This window comes from Micromonospora sp. LZ37 (assembly GCF_059359015.1).
Genome location: NZ_JCADBL010000009.1, coordinates 196427 through 218857, shown reverse-complemented (window position 1 = coordinate 218857; position 22431 = coordinate 196427). Strand labels below are relative to the sequence as shown.

The 22431-nt window shown below is 71.2% G+C and carries 16 protein-coding genes; 11 read left to right on the top strand and 5 right to left on the bottom strand.

Going from position 1 to position 22431, the window contains the following annotated elements:
- Positions 1–6: 6 nt before the first annotated feature.
- A complete protein-coding gene (locus tag AC5L3Z_RS19810) occupies positions 7–2127 on the bottom strand; it encodes an amylo-alpha-1,6-glucosidase (protein ID WP_494844048.1) in 2121 nt (706 codons plus the stop codon).
- A 454-nt stretch (positions 2128–2581) separates the two neighbouring features.
- Here AC5L3Z_RS19810 and AC5L3Z_RS19805 point away from each other — a divergent pair, with 454 nt between their 5' ends.
- Complete coding sequence (locus tag AC5L3Z_RS19805; protein WP_494844046.1) at positions 2582–3034, top strand: DoxX family protein; 453 nt, start codon at positions 2582–2584, stop codon at positions 3032–3034.
- Positions 3035–3288: 254 nt separating this feature from the next.
- On the opposite strand, the gene AC5L3Z_RS19800 is transcribed toward AC5L3Z_RS19805, so the two are convergent.
- The gene (locus tag AC5L3Z_RS19800; protein ID WP_494844044.1) at positions 3289–5634 is read right to left on the bottom strand and encodes an AbfB domain-containing protein; all 2346 of its coding nucleotides are present in this window, start codon (positions 5632–5634) and stop codon (positions 3289–3291) included.
- Between the two features lie 284 nt (positions 5635–5918).
- Between AC5L3Z_RS19800 and AC5L3Z_RS19795 the strand changes: the two genes are divergently transcribed.
- The 5 genes from AC5L3Z_RS19795 to AC5L3Z_RS19775 all read left to right on the top strand — a co-directional run bounded on the left by AC5L3Z_RS19795 (position 5919) and on the right by AC5L3Z_RS19775 (position 11646).
- The gene (locus tag AC5L3Z_RS19795) at positions 5919–6995 is read left to right on the top strand and encodes an ABC transporter substrate-binding protein (protein WP_494844042.1); all 1077 of its coding nucleotides are present in this window, start codon (positions 5919–5921) and stop codon (positions 6993–6995) included.
- A gap of 72 nt (positions 6996–7067) precedes the next feature.
- Positions 7068–8606, top strand: a complete 1539-nt coding sequence (locus AC5L3Z_RS19790) for a sugar ABC transporter ATP-binding protein (protein ID WP_494844041.1) — start codon at positions 7068–7070, stop codon at positions 8604–8606.
- Complete coding sequence (locus AC5L3Z_RS19785; protein WP_494844039.1) at positions 8596–9567, top strand: ABC transporter permease; 972 nt, start codon at positions 8596–8598, stop codon at positions 9565–9567. Before AC5L3Z_RS19790 ends, AC5L3Z_RS19785 begins: the two co-directional genes overlap by 11 nt.
- Entirely contained in the window at positions 9564–10589 is a 1026-nt protein-coding gene (locus AC5L3Z_RS19780) for an ABC transporter permease (RefSeq protein ID WP_494844037.1), read from the top strand. The genes AC5L3Z_RS19785 and AC5L3Z_RS19780 overlap by 4 nt, the downstream gene beginning before the upstream one ends.
- Positions 10590–10620: 31 nt before the next feature.
- Positions 10621–11646: a LacI family DNA-binding transcriptional regulator gene (locus tag AC5L3Z_RS19775; RefSeq protein ID WP_494844035.1), complete on the top strand. Its 1026-nt coding sequence runs from the start codon at positions 10621–10623 to the stop codon at positions 11644–11646.
- 109 nt (positions 11647–11755) lie between these two features.
- Here the strand turns inward: AC5L3Z_RS19775 and AC5L3Z_RS19770 are convergent, their stop codons facing one another.
- Complete coding sequence (locus AC5L3Z_RS19770) at positions 11756–13402, bottom strand: glycoside hydrolase family 27 protein (protein ID WP_494844033.1); 1647 nt, start codon at positions 13400–13402, stop codon at positions 11756–11758.
- Between the two features lie 584 nt (positions 13403–13986).
- Between AC5L3Z_RS19770 and AC5L3Z_RS19765 the strand changes: the two genes are divergently transcribed.
- Both AC5L3Z_RS19765 and AC5L3Z_RS19760 read left to right on the top strand, forming a co-directional pair.
- A complete protein-coding gene (locus AC5L3Z_RS19765; protein ID WP_494844169.1) occupies positions 13987–15210 on the top strand; it encodes a multidrug effflux MFS transporter in 1224 nt (407 codons plus the stop codon).
- Between the two features lie 30 nt (positions 15211–15240).
- The gene (locus AC5L3Z_RS19760; protein WP_494844031.1) at positions 15241–15537 is read left to right on the top strand and encodes a GNAT family N-acetyltransferase; all 297 of its coding nucleotides are present in this window, start codon (positions 15241–15243) and stop codon (positions 15535–15537) included.
- A gap of 118 nt (positions 15538–15655) precedes the next feature.
- Here the strand turns inward: AC5L3Z_RS19760 and AC5L3Z_RS19755 are convergent, their stop codons facing one another.
- Complete coding sequence (locus AC5L3Z_RS19755; RefSeq protein ID WP_494844030.1) at positions 15656–16738, bottom strand: beta propeller repeat protein; 1083 nt, start codon at positions 16736–16738, stop codon at positions 15656–15658.
- 335 nt (positions 16739–17073) lie between these two features.
- Between AC5L3Z_RS19755 and AC5L3Z_RS19750 the strand changes: the two genes are divergently transcribed.
- The 3 genes from AC5L3Z_RS19750 (at position 17074) to katG (ending at position 21693) form a co-directional block, all read left to right on the top strand.
- Positions 17074–18684, top strand: a complete 1611-nt coding sequence (locus AC5L3Z_RS19750; protein ID WP_494844028.1) for an FAD-binding oxidoreductase — start codon at positions 17074–17076, stop codon at positions 18682–18684.
- A 280-nt stretch (positions 18685–18964) separates the two neighbouring features.
- The gene (locus tag AC5L3Z_RS19745) at positions 18965–19393 is read left to right on the top strand and encodes a Fur family transcriptional regulator (protein ID WP_494844027.1); all 429 of its coding nucleotides are present in this window, start codon (positions 18965–18967) and stop codon (positions 19391–19393) included.
- Positions 19394–19416: 23 nt separating this feature from the next.
- Complete coding sequence (gene katG, locus AC5L3Z_RS19740) at positions 19417–21693, top strand: catalase/peroxidase HPI (RefSeq protein WP_494844025.1); 2277 nt, start codon at positions 19417–19419, stop codon at positions 21691–21693.
- Between the two features lie 69 nt (positions 21694–21762).
- Here katG and AC5L3Z_RS19735 read toward each other — a convergent pair whose 3' ends face one another.
- Complete coding sequence (locus AC5L3Z_RS19735) at positions 21763–22359, bottom strand: NADPH-dependent FMN reductase (protein WP_494844024.1); 597 nt, start codon at positions 22357–22359, stop codon at positions 21763–21765.
- Positions 22360–22431: the final 72 nt, after the last annotated feature.

Here is a 22431-nt window from a genome sequence, read left to right as displayed (position 1 = left end):
ACAGGCTCAGTCGGCGGGCGAGATCGTGCATTCGGAGCCGGCCGCGTCGAGGTTCCACCGTCGCCCGAGCGCCGCTACGTTGTGCAGGCGGATCCGTCCGAGAACGTCGGGGACGTGAGCGTCGGCGGCGAGCCTGCCCTCCCGCGGTTCGAGGCCGAGCATCGTGCGCAGGAGCAGCAGGGGCGCACCGCTGGCCCACGCCTGGGGGTTGCAGGCGGTCGGGTACGGCACAGGCTCTCGGCCGAATGACCGGTCATAGCCGGAGAACGCCTCGGGCAGCCGGTGTCGGGAGTGGCGGGAGGCTTCCAGCATCGCCATCGCGATGCGGTTGGCCTCCTCGCGGTAGCCGTACCGGGCCAGCCCGGCGGCGATGATCGAGTTGTCGTGCGGCCAGACGGTGCCGACGTGGTAGCCGATGGGGTTGTACCCGACATCGGCCGTGGAAAGAGTTCGTACCCCCCATCCCGAGAACATCTCCTCGGACATCAGGTGCCGCGCGACGTGCGCTGCGCGGTCGTCGGGGACGATCCCGCTCCAGAGCAGGTGGCCCATGTTGGAGGTCATCGAGTCGATGGGGCGTTTGTCGCCGTCGAGGCCGACGGCGTAGTAGCCGCCCCGCTCCGGCATCCAGTAGTCCTGGTTGAACTGCTCGCGCAGTCGGGCCGCCTCACCGCGCAGCCGCTGGGCCATGTCCGGATCCCGCCACGGGCCGTCGGAGATCTCGGCCAGGCGCAGTTTCGCGTCGTAGGTGTAGCCCTGCGTCTCGCAGGTCGCGATGGGAAGCACCGGGATGGTGCTGTCGGCGAACTGCACGCCGTCGGGCGAGTCCCGCCAGCACTGGTTGCCGAGACCCTGGGCGGAGCGGGTGGCATATTCGACGTAGCCGTCGCCGTCGCGATCGCCGTACCGGTCGATCCAGCGCAGCGCGGCTTCGGCGTTGCCACGCAACCGGCACACGAGCTCGTCGTCACCGGTCCACCGCCAGTACTCCGACAGCAGGATCAGCCACAGCGCCGTGGTGTCCGCGCCGCCGTAGTAGGGGCGGTAGGGCTTGAGGCCGAGTTGGGTCAGCTCACCCGTGCGGTACTCGTGGAAGATCTTGCCCGGTTCCTGATCGGTGAAGTCGTCGAACGTCGTCGCCTGATGAGTCGCCAGCACGATCAGGGCGCCGCGGGCGACATCGGGACCGCAGGTCATGCACTGGTAGCCGGTGATCAACGTGTCGCGACCGAAGATGGTGAGGAACCACGGCAGGCCCGCGGCGAGGAGCGCCACCGGTTCGCCCGCGATGGTCTTCTCGAGACGCATGGACACGAGGTCGACCGCGGACTGGTGGTAGACGTCGCGGAGCAGATCCACGTCCGCGTGCAGATGCGGCTTCTCCGCCGCCCAACGGGTCGACGGGTCCTCCGGCCCGTGATCGAACGCCTCGTCGAACCCGCGCACGGTGGGCCGGAAGCGTTCGTCGCCGCAGCGCAGCGGCACGCTGAACTCACAGTTCCACTGCTGCCCCCGATCGAGGTGCACGTCCCACACGAGGGCGTCGCCGTCGACCACGTCGGCCGGCGGGTCGGCCTCGACGCGTACCGACGCCGCGTAGGTGCCGTTGCGGTAGCAGAACTCCAGCGCCGCGCCGTCCGGTTCGTGCTGGCGGCTGATGTCCGCGCTGCGGTCGCGGCCCGACTCCTTGATCTCGAACAGATCCGCGAAATCCGTTCCGGCAGCCAGGCGCAGCCGGATCGACACCGGCTCGGTGCCGAAGTATCGCAGCTCGACGCGTTCGTAGAGGCCGTCGCCGACGAAGCGCTGCCGTCGCACGCCCACCCGGTTGGCGGGCAGGTGGGCCAGTTCGGAGTTGGACAGGAAGAACGCCGCCGAATAGGCGTCGACGGTTCCCGCCGAAAGTACCAGCAGCGGAGCGTCGTCGATCGACAGCTCCCACTGGTCGAGGAACCGTGTGTCGTCGTGCACCAAGCCCCCGATGGAGCCTCTCGGCACGTCCCCGCGGGCGTCGGAGAACATGAAGGTGCGCCCCTCCAGCACACCGATCGCGTCCGGCCCGAGCTCCGGCGGCAGGTCTCGGCCGGCGCCGCTGGACACCCCCAGCCGTTCTGGCGCTTCCGGCATCGGGTCAGCGGGGGTTGGTCGCCATGCTGCGGCGGTCACTCGAACCTCCCTACATCCCTGACGCGGTGCGCCCGGATCGGGCGTAGCTGACAGCGGAAGGCCGCCCGCCCGCTGTCGGAGCCGGCGATTCCGAACCCCCGGTTACCCGGCCGGGCGCTGGTCAAGCCGTCGCACCCGCTGCCTCCGTCTGCGCCGGGGAGCGGTTCCTGTCCGGTCTACCGGGCGGCTCGTCGCTGAGCGGTGGCGGGCCCTCACGGGAGGTCGAGGCAAAGTAATTGAGGACTCAATATTTGATGGTGCAAACTCTTTCCTGGTAACTTCGAGTCAGCGGGGCCTGGTGAGATGCCGGCCGCCGCAGGTCCGGGGCTTCTCTGCCCCCAAACGCCAGCTAGCCCGCCGGTGGCTGTGAGCTGGGCCCGGTACGCAACCGTTCCCGCCCGAGAAGGGGTCCTTCATGAACAACGTCCCACTCCGTGACCTGGCCGTGCTCTTCGCGCGCGTCGCCGTCGGTGTCATCTTCATCGCGCACGGATGGCAGAAGCTCACCGAATGGGGCCTCGACGGCACTGCTGCGGCATTCGGCCAGCTGGGTGTCCCGCTGCCGACGGCGAGCGCCTGGTTCGCGGCGTTCGTCGAGCTCGTCGGTGGTGTCGCCCTGGTGGCCGGGCTCGCGGTGCCGCTGGCTGGACTGCTCCTCGCGCTCAACATGGTCGGTGCCTTCCTCACCGTCCACCTCGGCAACGGGGTCTTCGTGAGCACCAACGGGTTCGAGCTGGTGCTCGCGCTCGGCACCATGGCCCTCCTGCTCGCCGCGGTCGGCGCGGGACGTTTCAGCCTGGACCGGATCATCGCGCCCCGGCTGTCCCACGGCGTGAGCCGCCCGGCGTCCGAGCCCGCTGCCGTCTGAGCCTGAACGACCTGCTGGGTGGGGGACGGTCGCGACTACGCGCCTCACCCACGACAGCACCCCCCGGTGTGGGCGGCGGATCCAGTGATTCGAGCGGCAGCCGCGGAGCAGCTGCTCCGCGGCTGCCGCTTTATCAGGTCACGCCCGGCCGGACCGGACCTGCTGCCCCTGCCGACCGCCGCAACCGCCGATGGTCGTGGCGGTGTGGGGGCCGGTGGGTCGAGCGGCCCACCGGCGGTCGGGGTGTCCCTGGGTCACGGAGCCCACGCGGCGGCGACGGCCCAGGTGCTGTCGGCCGCCCAGAGGTTCGGAGTGTTGTACGCGGCGCCGCCGGCGCCGTTGCTCAGCCACACCTCCGAGTCGTGGTGGCGCAGGTACGAGCCCCGGTAGTTGTACGACTCCAGCGACACTCCGGTGCCGGTCAGCCCGGTCCGGGCGCACCAGGTGGCGTCGGCCCGCATCAGCGTCGAGCCGTCGTCGGGTGAGTTGCGTACCCGGGAGAACGCGTGGCGGAGGTACTGGCCGGGGTAGTTGACCGACTCGAAGGAGTAGCAGGCGGCGTCGGCGAGTCCTCGCCGCACGGTGTAGGTCGCGTCGTTCTTGAGCACGGCGGGACTGCCGGCCGTCACCACCTCCGTGTACGCGAGGCTGTCCCGGTGCCGCAGGTACCGGTCGGTGTGACCGGGCGTGGTGACCCGCAGCGACAGGCGGGCGTCGACGGGCAGCGTGACCGGCGCGGAATTGTTGAGCGCCTTCGACGCCTCGATCAGGCCCTGGTTGGCCGTCCGGACCCGGGCCTGGTCCATCTTGACGACCTGACGGTCGTAGGTGAGGAATCCGTTCAGTTCGCCCTCCACGTCGGTGATCTCGGTGTACACCGAGGCGCTGAGCCCCTTGCCGAGCATCAGGTTCCGGCTGCCCTCGACCAGTCCGACGTACCGGTCGGTGAGAGCGCCGGAGGTGGGCTGCCACTCGTACGCCAGGAAGTTGCCGTTGGGGCTGTACTCGTGGCCGGGTGAGCGCAGTCCCAGGCCGCCGAACTCGCCCAGCACCGCGATGCGGCTGCTCGACGGCACGGGGGAGTCCGGGCCGACGTAGACGTGCCAGTCGTTGATGTCACCGTTGCCCGGGTCGCCCAGGGACTGGCAGCAGTTGTGGCCGCTGTGGGTGTTGACCAGCCGGGTCGGGTCCTGGTTCTTGACGTTCTGGCCCACCCGCCGGGTGTCGGCAAGGGCCCGCTCGCCCCACCCCTCGTTGTAGACCGTGTAGGCGACCACCGCTGGTGAGCTGCGGTGCTCGTCGACGATCTCCCGGGCCTCGGCCTCGAGCTGTGCCTGCTGGGCGTCGGTGGGGTTGATGTCCTGGGCGGTCAGCGACGGCACGTCCTGCCAGACGAGCAGGCCGAGGCGGTCGGCGTGGTAGAACCAGCGTTGGGGCTCGACCTTGATGTGCTTGCGGACCATGTTGAAGCCCAGATCCTTGTGCTTGTGCAGGTCGAACGCGAGGGCGGCGTCGGTCGGTGCCGTGTACAGACCGTCCGGCCAGTAACCCTGGTCGAGAGTGCCCACCTGGAAGACGAACTGGCCGTTGAGCTTGGGGCGGAGCACCCCGTTGACCAGGCCGGTGCTGATCTCGCGCATGCCGAAGTAGTGCACGGTCTGGTCGGCCTGCGCCCCGGCGGCGTTGCGGAGTGTGACCCGCAGGTGGTAGAGGAACGGGTCGTCCGGTGACCACCGGCGGGCGTTGGGCACGGGGACGGAGAACTCGGTGAACCCGCCGGTGGCGGAGCCGACGACGGTGCCGCCGGCGAGCGCCTGGGCGAGGACGCTGTGCCCGGTGGTGTCGCCGCGGGTGAAGACCCGGATCCGCAGGCTGTTGGTGGCGAGGTTCGGGTAGAGGTCGACGCTGCTGATCGAGGTGGCGGGGGTGGGCTCCAGCCAGACGGTCTGCCAGATGCCGGAGGTGGGGGTGTAGAAGATCCCGCCGGGGGTCCTGGTCTGCTTGCCGATGGGCGGCAGGCTGCCGGCCTGCCGGCTGTCGCTGGGGTCCCAGACCTTGACCAGCAGTTCGTTGCTGCCGCCGGTCAGATGCGGGGTGATGTCGAAGGTGAAGGCGTCGTAGCCGCCGGTGTGCCCGCCGACCCGGGTGCCGTTGACCCAGACGGTGGTCTGCCAGTCGACCGCTCCGAAGTGGAGCTGCACGCGTCGACCGCTCCACCCGGCCGGGACGGTGAAGGTTCGCCGGTAGAACAGGTAATGGCGGTCGTCGCCGGCCGACCGGCCGATGCCGGACAGCGCGGACTCCACCGGGAACGGGACGTTGACCCGCTCCGGGAGGGTGACGCCGAACGGGGGCGCGTCGTCGGTGGTCGACTGGCGTAGCTGCCACTCACCGTTGAGGTTGAGCCAGTCGGCGCGGGTCATCTGTGGCCGTGGGTACTCGGGCAGGGGAGTGCCGGCGAGGGCCTGGCTGGTCCACGGCGTGGTCAGCGGTGGTGGCTTGGCGGGCGCGGCCTCGGCGGCTGGCGCCGGGAGCAGGAGACCGGCGGCGAGGGCGGCGGCGGCGAGGGCGGACAGGCGGGTGCGGACGGGCTGTCTCATGGCGGTTCCGTCTCAGGGGGCGGCGGGGGACGGTGCACGGTGCCCGGGCGGCGCGACGGATGTCGGTTCGATCGAGACTGACGACGTTCGGGGTCTTATTGACATTCGTCGTTGCGTGTATAACGTTATAGGCCTCCCGCGGGCAACACGTCAATGGCCCTTCGTCAATGTCTCCGGTCGCGGTCGTCGCCGAGACCGCGTCCCGTCCCCGGGTGGACCTCCCGCGCCGACGCGCCCTGTCGACGCCGGCTCACCTGCCACCACCGCGCACGAGGAGCACCGGAATGACCATGAGGATCCGCCGTCTGGCGAGCGCGACCGCCGTCCTGGTGGCCGGCACCGCACTGCTCGCCGGTTGCACGAAGAGCGAAAGCGAGGGGACCCCCGCACCTCAGGGCACTGCCGGCCAGCAGGTCGTGGCCAGCAGCACGCCGGGTGGTGCCGGCTGCACCCTGCAGCAGTACGGGGCCGAGAAACTCGACCTCACCAACGCCGTCGTCGGCTTCTCCCAGTCGGAGAAGGAGGCCAACCCCTTCCGGATCGCCGAGACCCAGTCGATCCGCGACGAGGCCGCGAAGATCGGCGTCAAGAAGCTGCTGGTCACCAACGCCCAGTCTCAGCTGTCCAAGCAGATCAGCGACATCCAGGACATGCTCGCCCAGGGCGCGCAGTTCCTGATCGTCGCCCCGCTCAACAGCGACGGCCTCGAGCCGGCGCTGCAGGCGGCCGCGGCGAAGAAGGTGCCGGTCCTGACCATCGACCGGAAGATCAACGCGAAGCCGTGCCGCGACTACCTGGCGTTCCTCGGCTCGAACTTCGTCGAGCAGGGCAAGCGGGCGGCCGACGCCATGATCAAGGTGACCGGCGGGTCGGGGAAGGTCGCCATCCTCCTCGGCTCCTCCGGCAACAACGTCACCACCGACCGCACCAACGGCTTCGTCGACCAGGTCAGGGCGAAGGCGCCCGGGCTGCAGATCGTCGCGCAGCAGACCGGCGAGTTCGCCCGCGACAAGGGCCAGGCCGTGATGGAGCAGCTCATCTCGAGCAACCCCGACATCACCGCGGTCTACGCCGAGAACGACGAAATGGCCCTCGGCGCCGTCACCGCCCTACGGTCGGCCGGCAAGAATCCCGGCAAGGACGTCAAGATCGTCTCCATCGACGGCACGCGCAACGCCGTACAGGCCATCGTGGACGGCACCATCAACGCCGTGATCGAGTCCAACCCGCGGTTCGGCCCGCTGGCGTTCAAGACCGCGCAGGACTTCTACGCCGGGACCCCCATCGGCGAGAACGTCATCATCAGCGACCGCGAGTACGACTCGGGCAACGCCCGGGAGTCCCTGGCCAGTGCCTACTGACGTCCCGCCCGGTCCGGTCCGATCCGGCCGGACCGGGCGGCCCTCCGTCGTCCCACCCGAGGGGGCAGCACCATGACCGACAGCGCCGAGCCCGTGCTCGAGGTGCGCGACCTTTCCAAACGTTTCCCCGGCGTACGCGCCCTGGAGGCGGTGAACCTCACGGTGGCACCGGGCGAGGTCCACGCCCTGGTCGGTGAGAACGGCGCGGGCAAGTCCACCCTGATCAAGGTGCTCACCGGAGTGCACCGGGCGGACGCCGGTGAGGTCCGCTACCAGGGCCGGCCCGTGACGTTCCGCCGCCCGCTCGACGCCCAGCGTGCGGGCATCTCCACCATCTACCAGGAGGTGAACCTCATACCTCTGCTGAGCGTCGCCCGGAACCTCTTTCTCGGACGGGAGCCCCGCCGCTTCGGACTGGTGGACGTGCGGCGGATGAACCGCGAGGCGGGACAGACGCTCAGTCGGTACGGCGTCGACGTCGACGTGACCCGACCGCTCCGGTCGCTGAGCCTCGGTGCCCAGCAGATGGTCGCGCTCGCCCGTGCCGTCGCGGTCGACGCGCGGGTGCTGATCATGGACGAGCCGACCTCGTCCCTGGAACCGCGCGAGGTGGAGACGCTGTTCCGGCTGGTCCGGCAGCTCAACGCCGGTGGCGTCGCGGTCGTCTACGTCAGCCACCGCCTCGACGAGCTCTACCAGCTCTGCGACCGGGTGACCGTGCTGCGCGACGGCCGGGTGGTGCACACCGGGCCGATGGCCGACCTGGACCGGCTCCGCCTCGTCTCGACCATGCTCGGCCGTGACCTGGCCCAGGTGCGCCAGGAAGGCCTCACCCGGTTCAGGGCCGCGCATCCTCCCCGGGACGCCCCACCGGTGCTCACCGTCGACCGCCTCCGCAAGCGGCACGTCCTGCGCGACGTCTCCTTCACGGTGCGCCCGGGCGAGGTCACCGGGCTGGGCGGCCTGCTCGGCTCGGGTCGGTCCGAGACCGCCAAGGCGATCGTCGGGGCGCTCCCGCTCGACGGTGGTGAGATCACCGTCGCCGGGCGTCGCCTGCGCCGTCCCACGCCCCGCCGGGCCATCCGCGCCGGAGTGGCCCTGCTTCCCGAGGACCGCAAGGCGGAGGGCATCGTCCCCGACCTCTCGGTCCGGGAGAACATCGTGCTGGCCGCCATGCCCCGGCTGGCCCGCGCCGGGATCGTCACCCGGGACCGGCAGGACCGGCTGGTCGAGACGTTCATGAAGCGCCTGCGGATCCGCGCCTCCAGCCCGGAACAACGGGCGGGTGACCTCTCCGGGGGCAACCAGCAGAAGCTGCTGCTGGCCCGCTGGCTCTGCCTGAACCCGAAGCTGCTCCTGCTCGACGAGCCGACCCGCGGCATCGACGTCGGCGCCAAGGCGGAGGTGCAGGAGTTGATCGGCGAGCTGGCCCGCGACGGCCTGGGCGTGGTCCTGATCTCCTCCGATCTGGAGGAGCTCGTCGAGGGGGCCGAACGGGTCGTCGTGCTCCGGGCCGGCGCGGTGGTCGGGGAGTTGGTGGGCGACGACGTGTCCGAGCACGCCATCATGTCCGCCCTCGCCACCGGGGAGGGGCCCGACGATGACCGCTGAGCCCGCGACCCTCACCCCGGCCGGTTCCGACCGTGCCGCGCTTACCCGTCACCTCCAGCACTACGGGGTGTACGCGGCGGTGCTCGCGCTCGTGGTCTTCAACGCCCTGTTCACCGACAACTTCCTCGACCTGGCGAACCTGCGTACCCAACTGGTCCAGGTGGCGCCGGTCGTGATCGTCGCTCTCGGCATGGCCCTGGTGATCGGCACCGAGGGAGTGGACCTGTCGGTGGGATCGGTGATGGCCCTCGCCGCCGCCGTCCTCCCGCTCTACCTGGGGTTCGGGGCGTGGCCGGCGGCCGCCATGGCGCTGCTGGCCGGCGTGGCGGCGGGCGCGCTCAACGGAACCTTGGTCGCCGTCGTCGGCCTGCAACCGATCGTCGCCACCCTGGCCCTCCTGGTCGCCGGGCGGGGGATCGCCCTGGTGCTCGCCGACGGGCAGCTCAAACAGCTCCGCAACCCGCAGGTGCTCGGGTGGGGCACCGACGACGTGCTCGGCGTGCCCGTGGTCGTCGCCGTCGCCGTGGTGCTCGCCGGCCTCGTGGGCTTCGCCGTCCACCGCACCACCTACGGCCGGCAGCTCGTCGCCATCGGTGGCAACCGCCCCGCCGCCCAGCTGGCCGGCCTGCCGGTCCGCCGGGTCCTGATCGTCACGTACGTCCTCAGCGGGTTGCTCGCCGCGCTGGCCGGTGTGCTGGCCACGGCCCGGCTCACCGCCAGCGACCCCTCGGCCATCGGGAACCTGATCGAACTCTCCGCGATCACCGCGGTCGTGGTGGGGGGCACCCCGCTCACCGGCGGCCGGGTCCGGGTGCTCGGCACCGTGGCGGGGGCGCTGCTCATCCAGCTGCTCCGCGCCACCCTGATCAAGCACGACGTGCCCGATTCCACGGCGCAGATGGCACAGGCCGTCATCATCCTGGTCGCCGTGTACCTGGCCCGCGAACGGAGGTCGCGATGAGCGCCGACACCACCGCCCACGTCGCGGCGGCGGGCGACACGCCGCAGCTGCCCGTGTCGCGCGTCGCCGGGATGGAACGCTTCGCCGTCGCGGCACAGCGGCACGGTGCGCTGGCCGTCCTGCTGCTCGGCGGCGCCGTCGCGGCCATGGCCTTCCCCGCGTTCGCCACCGCCGACAACCTCGCCGGCATCGCGATCCAGTCGTCCACGCTGATGATCGTCGCCGTCGGGATGACCTTCGTCATCATCACCGGCGGCATCGACCTGTCGGTCGGCTCCGTGTTCGCCCTGGGCGGTGTGCTCGCCGCCTGGGCCAGCCAGTGGGGGGTGCTGCCGGCCGTACTCGTGCCCCTGGTCGTCTGCGGCGGGATCGGCCTGCTGAACGGTCTGGTCATCGCGTACGCCGGGCTGGCCCCGTTCATCGTCACCCTGGCCAGCCTGCTCGGCGCCCGCGGTCTGCTGCTGGCGGTGACGGACGAGGGTGCGGCGACCTATCTCGTGCCCGGAGATTCGGCCCTGCTCGACCTCGGGCGGGGAACCCTGTTCGGGCTCGGCTGGCCGGTCTACCTGGCCGTGCTGCTCGGCGCGGCTGCCGCGCTGCTGTTGCAACGCAGCCGCTACGGGCAGGCGGTCTTCGCCATCGGCGGCAACGAGGAGGCCGCGGCGCTGATGGGCCTGCCGGTCGCGCGGGTGAAGGTCACCACCTACCTGATCAGCGGTCTCCTCGCGGGCGCCGCGGGAGTGCTGAACGCGGCCCGCCTGGGCTCCGGGGTCACCATCCTGGGGGTCGGCATGGAGCTGGACGCCATCGCCGCGGTCGTCATCGGCGGCACCCTGCTGACCGGAGGCGCCGGCAGTGTCGGCGGCACGTTCTGTGGCGTGCTCCTGCTGGGGGTCATCCAGAACGTCATCAACCAGATCGGGAACCTCACCTCGTCCGTGCAGTCCGTGGTCAGCGGGGCGTTCCTGGCGGTCGTGGTGGTCACGCAGACCTACCTCAGCCGGGCACGGCGACTACGGTGACAGGGGTCGATGGCTTCCGGGAGGGTGCGACGTGGGCGTCAGTCTGAAGGACATCGCCCACCGCGCCGGCGTGTCCCTGGCCACCGTGTCCAACGTGGTGAACGGCTACCGCCCGGTCGGCGAGCAGACCCGGCGGCGCGTGCAGCAGGCCATCGACGAGCTCGGTTACACCCCGAACCTCAGCGCCCGCCACCTGCGTCGGGGCCGAACCGGTCTCATCGCGCTCGCCATCCCGGAGTTGAACAACCCGTACTTCGCCGAACTCGCCGACGCCGCCATCCGGGAGGCCGCCGGTCTCGGGTACACGCTGGTGATGGAGAGCACCGCGGCCGACCGCGAGACCGAGCTCATGCTGCTGGGATCGCGTCGTCACATCATCGACGGGTTGATACTCAGCCCGGTCCGGGTCACCCGGGAGGACGTCCTGGCCCGCACCGACACGACCCCGCTGGTGCTGATCGGCGAGGGTGTCTACGACGTACCGCACGACCACATCGCCATCGACAACGTCGCCGCCGCCCGTACGGCGGTGCGCCACCTGCTGGATCTGGGACGCCGTCGCATCGCGTTCATCGGCTCCGGCACCGGCCAGGACCGGCAGTCGGCGCACCTGCGGCTGCGCGGCTATCGCGAGGCGCTCGCCGGCGCGGGGCTCGCGGTGCGGCCGCGGCTCGTCGCCCCGACCGAACAGTTCGGCCGCCGCGACGGTCTGTCCGCCATGTCGCAGCTGCTGGCCCTCGACGAGCCGCCGGACGCGGTGTTCGGCTACAACGACCTCGTCGCGATCGGCGCGATGCGGGCGGTCAGGGAGGCCGGCCGCCGTATCCCGGACGACATCGCCGTCGTCGGTATCGACGACATCGAGGAGGGGCGGTTCAGCCACCCCGGCCTGACCAGCGTCTCCCCGGACAAGGAGCACATCGGGCGGCTCGCCGTGCGGCGGCTGGTCGCCCTGATCGAGGGTCAGCCCCTGGCTCCGCCGGCCGACCTCGACCTGCCCTTCCACCTCGTCGTCCGGGGCAGCACGATCGGCGAGCGGCCGTCCGTCGCGAGGTGATCCGCCGTCCATCGGGCGTGCCGGAGCCCACCCACCCGGAGATCGCGTTCCTGCCCGACGGGCGTCCCGCTCGCCGCGACCGTGGCGAGCGGGACGCCTCCGGGGTGGGTCAGCCGCGCGACCACCGTTGGTTGGCCGCGCCGTGGCAGGTCCAGAGCAGCACCCGGCTGGTGTTGGCCGTCGCCGCCCCGGCGACGTCGAGGCAGAGCCCGGACTGCTCGCCGACCACCGTGCCGTCGGCCCGCCAGGTCCACCGCTGGTTGGGCTGCCCGTTGCACGGCCAGATGATGACCGCCGTGCCGGCCGTGACCCCCTGGTCGTACGCGTCGAGACACTTGTCGCCGTAGACCCGCAACTCCCCGGCCGGAGTGCTGGTCCACAACTGGTTGGCCGACCGCTGGCAGTCGTAGATGATCGTGGCGGTGCCGTTGGCCCGCGCGGCGCCGTTGACGTCGAGGCAGCGTGCCGAGCCGGCGCCCACCATGGTCGAGGTGGTCAGGGTGGCCGGGGTCCCACCCCGGACCCGGAAGACCGCCACGCCGTGCGCGGGCACGTCGGCGGCGAGCGTCCCGGTGCTCGACGACGTCGCGCCCGTCCACAGGTCCCGGACGGTGAACGGGCCGGCGCCGAGCAGGCCGACCTCGGTGGTCCGGGTGGTGATCCGGGTGCTCGCACCACCCCGGTTGAGCAGGGCCACGGCGACCGACCCGTCGGCCAGCGCCTTGGCGATCACCTCCGTTGCGCCGTCGTCGCGTACCCGCCGGCCGCCGTTGCCGGCCGGGTCCTGGTTGACGGCGATCAGGTCGGTGTTGCGCAGGACGGCGCTGACGTCGGCCGACATCGACCGGATGTCGTTTCCGGCCATCAGTGGCGCGGCCATGATCGCCCAGAGCGCGAAGTGGGCCCGGTACTCGGTGGCGGCCAGGCCACCGACGCCGACCTCGAGCATGTCCGGGTCGTTCCAGTGGCCGGGGCCGGCCTGGCTGGCCAACGGCAGCGTCTCGTCGACGATGTTGACGACCCCCATCGGGTACGAGTTGACGTTGCCGGTGTCCCAGTACGGCTTGATGTCCTCCGTCGTGCGCCACAGGTCGGCGACCGCACCCCAGTTGTAGGTGGTGCCGGTCACCGCGTGGTAGCTGTTGGGATTGATGCTGTAGACGATGTCGCGCCCGGTGGCCCGCAGCGCGTCCCGCATCAGGGTGAAGGCGGCCACCTGCTCGTCACGGCTGCCGTCGGGGGAGCACCAGTCGTACTTCAGGTAGTCGACGCCCCACGCGGCGAACGTGGCGGCGTCCTGGCGCTCGTGGCCGAGGCTGCCCGTGGAACCGGGATAGCTGCCCCCGCGCTGGGCGCAGGTACGGGCGGTGGGCACCTGGTAAATGCCGAACTTGAGGCCCTTGCCGTGCAGGTAGTCACCGAGCGCCTTCATCCCGCTGGGGAAGCGGTCGGGGTTCGCGCGGAGGTTGCCCTGGGCGTCGCGCTGCGGGTCGAACCAGCAGTCGTCGATCACCACGTACGAGTAGCCGGCGTCGCGCATGCCGGACGAGACGATGGCGTCGGCCATGCCGCGGATCAGGCCCTCGTCGATGTCGCAGCCGAAGGTGTTCCAGGAGTTCCAGCCCATCGGCGGGGTCTGGGCGGGGCTGCCGGGCGCCGCCGGGGCGGGCGCGGCGGGCAGGGCGACGGCGAGCGCCGCGGTGGTCAGGACGGCCAGCGCGGACGCGAGCAGGCGCCGGCGGTGGGGTCGATGCATTGCCATCTCCTAGGGGAGAGGGGCAGCACCTCGGACGCCGACCGGGGAGTTCTGCCACACGGATGAACACGTTCTACCAGAACTACACATCGACGGTCAACAATCAACGTCGGCCGAACGGGTGGCCCGCCGCCCGGACGGATCAGGCCACCGTGAGTGGCAGCCGGCCGGGAAGGTCTGCGGGCGACCACTCGTCTTCGCCGCCTGACCCGGGGGAACTGCTCCACGTGCCGCTCCGGGCCGCCGTTCCGCCGATGCCGCCCGGCGGTTTTGCGCGGGCTGCGTAGGGACGACCCGGCATAGTCAGCACTGACGGCCGGCGCCCGTCGCCGGCCGATGCCGCACCCGCAGCCGCTCCTGCTCGACCGACGGTGCTCGGGGGCGCGGAGGGTGCCGCTCGACTGTTACCTCCGTTACCTCCCTGTCGACCAGGGAATCAAATGATCGGATCTGGATTTGGAGTCAGGTGTGACTTGTGCCCACTTCTCGGCCCGGCCGCGCAACGACCGGTCGGAGCCGACCCGATGACCGCCACCGTCGACACCCCTGAGGGCCGGTCGGTCCCGCTGACGCCCGGAGACCTGATGAGTCGCCGGCAGCGCCTGCAACTCGTCCTCGTGCTCGGGTCGCTGATCGCGGTGGGTCCGCTGACCATCGACATGTATCTGCCGGCGCTTCCCGCGATCGCCGCCGACTTCCAGACCACGTCGGCGGCGGTGCAGCTCACTCTCACCGGCACGCTGGCCGGCCTCGCCGTCGGCCAGTTGCTGATCGGCCCGCTGTCCGACGCCGTCGGCCGACGCGCACCGCTGATCGCCGGAATCGCGCTGCACGTCGTGGCGTCGTTGCTCTGCGTCGTCGCACCGAACATCACGGTTCTCGGTGCGCTGCGGGTGGTGCAGGGCCTCGGTGTCGCGGCGGCCGCGGTGGTCGCCATGGCCATCGTCCGCGACCTGTTCAGCGGCGCGGCGTTCGCCAAGCTGCTCTCCCGGCTGCTGCTGGTCATGGGGGCGGCCCCGATCCTCGCGCCGACCCTCGGTGCCGGGCTGCTGCGCTGGACGGACTGGCGTGGCGTGTTCGTGGCCCTGGCCGTCCTGGGTGTGCTGCTCGTCGTGCTCGCCGCGCTCGGCCTCCGCGAGACGTTGCCGGCCGATCGGCGCCAGCGCGGCGGGGTGGTCGCGACGGTGGCCGTGTACGGCTCGCTGCTGCGGGACCGTACGTTCGTGGGCCTGGTTCTGGTCGCCGGGCTGGCCATGGCGGCGTTGTTCGCCTACGTGGCCGGGTCGTCGTTCGTCCTGCAGCAGCAGTACGGGCTGGACGAGCAGCAGTTCGGGCTGGCCTTCGGCGCGGGCGCGGTCGGGCTGATCGCGGCGACCCAGTTCAACGTACGGCTGCTGCGTCGCTACTCCCCGCAGCGGATCCTCCTCGCCTCCCTGGCCGTGGGGACCGTGGCCGGTCTGGCGCTGCTCGCCTTCGCCGCGACCGGTCTGGGTGGCTTGCCGAGCCTGCTGGTGTCGTTGTGGGTGGTGCTCGCGGCGGCCGGCCTCGCGATGCCGAACGCGCCGGCCCTGGCCCTGTCCCGGCACGGGGAGGCGGCCGGCACCGCCTCCGCTCTGCTCGGCGCCGTGCAGTTCGGTGTCGGCGCGCTGGCCGCGCCGCTGGTGGGCGTGCTGGGCACCGGCGCGGTGGCCATGGCCCTCGTGGTCGCGGGCGGCATGGTGGCGTCGATGGTGGTTCTGCTCGTCGTCGTGCGACCGGCCCAGCTCGCGGGCCTCGAGCCGGAAGCGGTGGTCGTGGCGGCCCACTGATGGCGGCTGTGCTTCCATGATTGGGTGGAAGTGACTGTTACTGACGCGCCGGAGCGGGAGCGGTTCGAGGCGCGGGACGAGTCGGGTGCGATGGCCGGGCTGGTCACCTACCAGTTGACCGGCAACATCATCGCCTACACGCACACCGAGGTCGATTCGAAGTTCGAAGGCGGGGGTGTGGGATCGACCCTCGCTCGTGCGGTGATGGACGACGCACGAGGCAAGGGCCGGACGGTGGTGCCGATCTGTCCGTTCATCGGCGAGTGGCTGGGCAAGCACCCCGAATACGACGACATCGTGGTCCGATCGACCCGAAAGGTCAGATAGCCGGCGCCGAGTTCCGGGTGCGTGCCGCGACCGCGGCGGCCGGCGAACCGGTCCCCATGATGCCGCGGGGCGAGGCGGTCCGGGGCTCGAACGATCCCCGGACCGCCTCGACGTGACGTCAGAGCGTGAGCTGGCTCCAGGTGTGACCGCCATCGGTGGTGCGGTACACCGCGGCGCCCGACCATGCGGGTCCACCCCAGACCACCACGCCGTGCGTGGCGTCCTGGAAGTCCAGGTCGAGCATCGGGAGCTGCACGTCGGGGATCACCAGCGGCGTCTCCCAGGTCGCGCCCTTGTCGAAGCTGGCGTGCAGCCAGCTCGCGCCCGCGCCTACCCCGGCCACGACCGCGGTACCGTCCGAGGCCGTCGCGAACCCGGTGGTGATTCCCGTGTTTGGCGCCCGCCCCAGCACGACGGGCGCCGCGCCGCCCGCCGACTCGACCAGCTGCTTCTCCATGAAGCCGCGCTCGGCGTTGAAGCTGCACATGCCATCGACGTCATCGGGGGAAGTGCTGCTCAGCCGCACCGCGTCGTGCACCGAGCAGACCGGCTGGACCTCGGTCCAGCCACTGCCGTCGGCCGTCGACCACATCCGGAGCGACGTGTGGATCACGCCGAGGGCGACGTGGGCGGCCGAACCGTGCGTGGTGATGTCCCACCCGCCACCGCCGGGCACCGCGACGCCGGCCACCGGCCGCCAGCTGTCCTGGCCGACGGGCGTGGAGTAGAGCTGGGTGGTCCTGGTGCTGCCGACCCCGTAGGTGACGATCGCGTAGGCGTACCGGTCGGTCGACGCCAGCTTGGCGATGCTGACCGAGCCGACGGCGCCGGGCAGCCGCACGCGCCCCCACGTGCCGGCACCGTCGTGGGTGGCCATCAGGACCTGGCCGTCGGTGGCCCACCCGTGGAGCTTGCCGGCGAAGTGGATCTTCGTCTGGTCGGGCGTGGACGACACCCGTGGGGCGGTGTGCTGCTGCCAGGTCTGCGCGTCGGTGGACGTGCTGACCAGGGTCGGGCACGAGCCGGCCCGGCATGGCGCGAAACCGAGCACCCAGCCGTCGGAGGGGCTGGTCCACGAGGTGGACGTGGGAGCGAAGCCGACCGGTACACCGGCGGTGGCCGCTGCGGCCGTCGGCGCGCTGCTGGTCGTGCTCGCCGAGGCGACGGAGGGCGCCACCAGCGCGGCGAGGGCCGTTGCCATGCCGACGGAAGCCGACAACCGGGAGTACCACGATCTGCTGTTCGTCGCTGTGCCAGCGACGGCGGAGCGTTTCACGCCTTCTCCAACCTTGTAGATCTCGGCGGGGGACACGGTCATGCGTGAAGGGAACTGGTCACCTCAGAGCTGAGCAATGGCTGGCGACCGGCACGTCGGTGCCATGGCGCACCCTGGCCAGCATCGAGCCGTGGCACCCCCGTCCCAGTTCGCGCGGCGGAGGCAGAACACGCCGACCACGACGGCATCGACGCCGGTGCCGGCCGTCGAGTACGTTACCGGCGAGTCGATCTGGCGATGGTGGACGGCGGGGAGGCCGCATGCCGGGGAAACACCGTTCGTGGTGGGGCTGGGGGCACGTCGAGGACGCGGTGACCGGCGCGGAGGCCACGGCGTTGGTCGATCGGGTGCGTACCCTGCTGCCCGGCGCCGACCTGACCGAGCACGTCGCGCCGCCGGTGGCCGACCTCGGCCTGCGCCCGCCCCGGGTCGATCCGCCGGCGTCACTGTCCCCGCTGTGCTCCACGGACCCGGCCGACCGGGCGGCGCACACCCACGGCAAGGCGTTCCGGGACGTCGTTCGCAACCTGCACGGGGAGGTCCACGACCCGCCGGACCTGGTGGTCCGGCCGACCACCGAGCAGGACGTCGTCGACGTGCTGGACTGGTGCGCGGGCCGGGACATCGCGGTGATCCCCTACGGCGGCGGCTCGTCGGTGGTCGGTGGCGTGGAGCCGCGGCTGGACGACGCCTACCCCGGGGTGGTCAGTCTCGACCTCGGGCGCCTCGACCGGGTGCTGGAGGTGGACCCGACCAGCCGGGCGGCCCGCATCCAGGCCGGCGTGTTCGGCCCGGCGCTGGAGGACCAGCTCCGGCGGCACGACCTCACGTTGCGGCACTTCCCGCAGTCGTTCGAGTTCTCCACCCTCGGGGGCTGGTTGGCCACCCGTGCCGGCGGTCACTACGCCACCGTCCTGACCCATGTCGACGACCTGGTGGAGTCGTTGCGGGTGGTCACCCCGGCGGGCACCAGCCAGTCCCGCCGGCTGCCCGGCTCCGGCGCCGGGCCGTCCCCCGATCGGCTCTTCCTCGGCTCGGAGGGCGCGCTCGGCGTCATCACCGAGGCGTGGCTGCGGCTGCAGGACCGACCGCGCTGGCGGGCGGGCGCATCGGTGCACTTCACCGACTACGACGAGGCGGTCGAAGCCACCCGGGCCATCGCCCAGTCCGCGCTGCACCCGAGCAACTGCCGGCTGCTCGACCCCGCCGAGGCGCTCCTCAACGCCGGCGCCGCCACCACCGGCGGCGTGCTCGTGCTGGGCTTCGAGTCCGCCGACCATCCGGTCACCCCGTGGCTGGACCGCGCCGTCGAGTTGTGCCGCGCTCACGGGGGAACCCTGCCGGCGCCACCCCGCGGCGACGACTCGTCCGGCCCCCGGCAGCGGAGCGCCGCCGACGCCTGGCGGTCGGCGTTCCTGCGGATGCCGTACCAGCGCGACGCGCTCGCTGCCCGGTCGATGATCGTGGAGACGTTCGAGACCGCCTGCACCTGGGACCGATTCCCCGCCTTACGCGCCGCCGTGCTCGACGCGGCCGGCGACGCGCTCCGGGCGGTCGGCGCGACCGGCGTGGTCACCTGCCGCTTCACCCACGTCTACCCGGATGGCCCCGCCCCCTACTTCGGCGTGTACGCCACCGGCCGCTGGGGCGCCACCGTCGACCAGTGGGACCAGATCAAGCAGGCCGTCTCCGACGCGCTGCTTGCGGCCGGCGGCACCATCACCCACCACCACGCCGTCGGCCGCGACCACCGACCGTGGTACGACCGGCAGCGTCCGGACCCGGTCGCGCTCGCCCTGCGCGCCGCCAAGAGCGCGCTCGACCCGTCCTGGATCCTCAATCCCGGCGTCCTCGTGGATCGCACCGGCTGAAATCCGGCCGGCTCTGCGACGCCTGACTTCCCGGCAAACCCGTGGTGACGGCGCCAAGGCCGATTCGCCGGGACGCTGCACGACAAACTTGACCATCACGGCACCACCCCCCCGAACGGGACTGCCGACCACTGCTCCATGAGCCCCTCGGCAGCGGGGTGCCGAGCCGGTAGCCGGGTCCTGCGTCATCAGCCGACGCGACGGGGGCCGCGTCGAAAATGAGTGGGTTAGACCGAATCTAATCTGGATTTGTTCCAGAAGAGTGAGCTAAGGTCATCACATGACGTCCGACTTCGAGGCTCAGCTACGGGCTGTCTCGTTGCGCGTCACCCGTCCCCGGTTGGCGGTGCTCGCAGCGCTGCGCGACCATCCGCACGTCGACACCGACACGGTGATCGCGCTGGTCCGGACGGATCAGCCCACGGTCTCCCACCAGGCGGTCTACGACGTGCTTCGTGCGCTCACCGACGCCGGTCTCGTGCGACGCATCCAGCCCGCCGGTGCGACCGCCCGGTACGAGTCGCGGGTGGGGGACAACCACCACCATGTCGTCTGCCGCTCCTGCGGCGCGATCGCCGACGTCGACTGCGCCGTGGGCGATGCCCCCTGTCTCACCGCCTCGGACGACCACGGGTTCGTGGTCGACGAGGCGGAGGTCGTCTATTGGGGCACCTGCCCCGACTGCGCGGCCGAACGCACCTCCCAGTGATCCGTCAGCTCGGAAGGAAGCAGATGAGCGACACCCAGGAGAACAGGCCCTCCAGCGCCCAGGGCGTGGACAAGAAGGAGGCGGCCGGCTGCCCGGTCGCCCACGACTCCGTGACCGCGCACGGCAGCGAGAGCGAGAACCCGGCGATCGACTCGCCGACCCCGAAGACCGGGGGGCGTCCGCGCACCAACCGGGACTGGTGGCCCAACCAGCTCGACCTCTCGGTGCTGCACGCCCACTCGTCCAAGGTCAACCCGCTGGGGCCGGGCTTCAGCTACGCCAGGGAGTTCGCCAAGCTCGACGTCGATGCCCTCAAGCAGGACATCATCGGAGTCCTCACCACCTCGCAGGACTGGTGGCCGGCCGACTTCGGCCACTACGGCGGCCTGATGATCCGGATGAGCTGGCACGCCGCGGGCACCTACCGCATCCACGACGGTCGCGGTGGCGCCGGCGACGGTGGCCAGCGGTTCGCCCCGCTCAACAGCTGGCCGGACAACGCGAACCTCGACAAGGCCCGCCGGCTGCTGTGGCCGGTCAAGCAGAAGTACGGCCAGCAGATCTCGTGGGCCGACCTGCTCGTGCTCGCCGGCAACGTCTCCCTGGAGTCGATGGGCTTCAAGACCTTCGGCTTCGGCTTCGGCCGGGAGGACGTCTGGGAGCCCGAGGAGATCTTCTGGGGTCCGGAGGACACCTGGCTGGGTGACGAGCGCTACGTCTCCGAGAAGGAGATGGCCGAAGGCGTCGGCGCGACCGAGATGGGTCTCATCTACGTCAACCCCGAGGGTCCCAACGGCAACGCGGACCCCGCCGCGGCGGCGCACTTCATCCGCGAGACCTTCGCCCGGATGGCAATGAACGACGAGGAGACCGTCGCCCTCATCGCCGGCGGCCACACCTTCGGCAAGGCCCACGGCGCCGGCCCCGCCGACGACCACGTGGGCCCCGAGCCCGAGGGCGCCCCGCTGGAGGCGCAGGGCCTGGGCTGGCTGAGCACCTACGGCACCGGCAAGGGCCGGGACACGATCACCAGCGGTCTGGAGGTGACGTGGACCGACCGGCCGACGCAGTGGAGCAACCGCTACTTCGAGATCCTCTTCGGCCACGAGTGGGAACTCACCACGAGCCCCGGCGGGGCCAAGCAGTGGGTCGCCAAGGACGCCGAGGCGATCATCCCGGACGCCCACGACCCGTCGAAGAAGCACAAGCCCACGATGCTCACGACCGACCTGGCACTGCGCGTCGACCCGGCGTACGAGAAGATCTCGCGCCGCTTCCTGGAGAACCCGGACGAGTTCGCCCTGGCGTTCGCCAAGGCCTGGTACAAGCTGCTGCACCGCGACATGGGCCCGGTCAGCCGTTTCCTCGGGCCGTGGGTCGCGGAGCCCCAGCTCTGGCAGGACCCGGTGCCGGCCGTCGACCACCAGCTCGTCAGTGACGCCGACGTGGCCGCTCTCAAGGCGAAGGTCCTCCAGGCCGGCCTCACGACCGCCCAGCTGGTCTCCACCGCCTGGGCCTCCGCCGCCAGCTACCGGTCCACCGACAAGCGCGGCGGCGCCAACGGCGCCCGGATCCGGCTCGAGCCGCAGCGCAGCTGGGAGGTCAACCAGCCGGAGCAGCTCGCGACGGTCCTGGAGACCCTCGAGGGCATCCAGCGGGAGTTCAACTCCGCCGGCGGCGCGCAGATCTCGCTCGCGGACTTGATCGTGCTGGCCGGTTCGGCCGCCGTCGAGAAGGCGGCGCGCGACGCCGGCGTCGAGGTGACCGTGCCGTTCCGGCCGGGCCGCACCGACGCCAGTCAGGAGCAGACCGACGTCGAGTCCTTCCGGGTCCTCGAGCCGCGCGCCGACGGGTTCCGCAACTACCTGCGTCCCGGCGAGAAGACCCAGCCGGAGGTGCTGCTCGTCGACCGCGCCTACATGCTCAACCTGACCGCGCCCGAGATGACCGTCCTCCTCGGCGGCCTGCGCTCCCTCGGCGCCAACGCCGGCGGCAGCCGGCATGGCGTCCTCACCGACCGGCCCGGCGTGCTCACCAACGACTTCTTCGTCAACCTGCTCTCCCCGGGCACCCGGTGGAAGGCGTCGGAGTCCGACGAGCACGTGTACGAGATCCGCGACCTGGCCACCGACGAGGTGAGGTGGACCGCCACCGCGGTCGACCTCATCTTCGGCTCCAATTCCCAGCTGCGGGCCCTCGCGGAGGTCTATGCCAGCCAGGACGCGCGCGACAAGTTCGTGGGCGACTTCGTGGCGGCCTGGACCAAGGTCATGGAACTCGACCGGTTCGACCTCGCCTGACCCGGTCACCCGACGAGCCCCGGTCGATCCACCAGCGATCGACCGGGGCTCGTCTGCCACTGGATCCGGTCATCTGGCCGGGTACGGGGCCGAGTTGCGTGCCGCACGCAGGGCGGCGGCCCACCAAGCGAGCTGGTCCAGCAGGGTTTTGGCATATCCGGGCGCCTCGGGGTCCAGCGGCCGACCGTCTTCCCACGCTCTGAAGTAGCTCGGGAACGCCAGACCATCGCGGATTGTCACGGCGTGCAGTTCGGTGAGCACGTTCTCCAGGTGGAGGACAGCGTGGCGGCCGCCGGCTGCGCCGCCGTAGCTGACGAAAGCGACGGGCTTGGCTGTCCACTCGGTGAAATGCCAGTCGATGGCGGCCTTCAGGGACGCGGGGTAGCTGTGGTTGTACTCCGGAGTGACGATGATGAACGCGTCCGCGTCCGCCAGGTGGGACGTCAAGGACCTCATTCCGTCGGGGCGCGGGTATGAGTCGCCGGCGAACTTCGGTGAAACTGCCGGCATCGACAGCGGGATCTCGGCGTCGGCGAGATCGACGACGTCGATGTCGAACCCGCCGTGCTCGCGCGCCTGGTCGGCGACCCAGGAGGCGACGACAGGTCCGAACCGGCCCTCCCGAACGCTCCCGACGATGATGACCACCTTGTGCTTCTCGCTCATGCACTCCACGCTCCATCGTTCGGACGACGGCAACCAGACCGGGAATAGGCTGGCCTTCGTGGGGCCACCCTG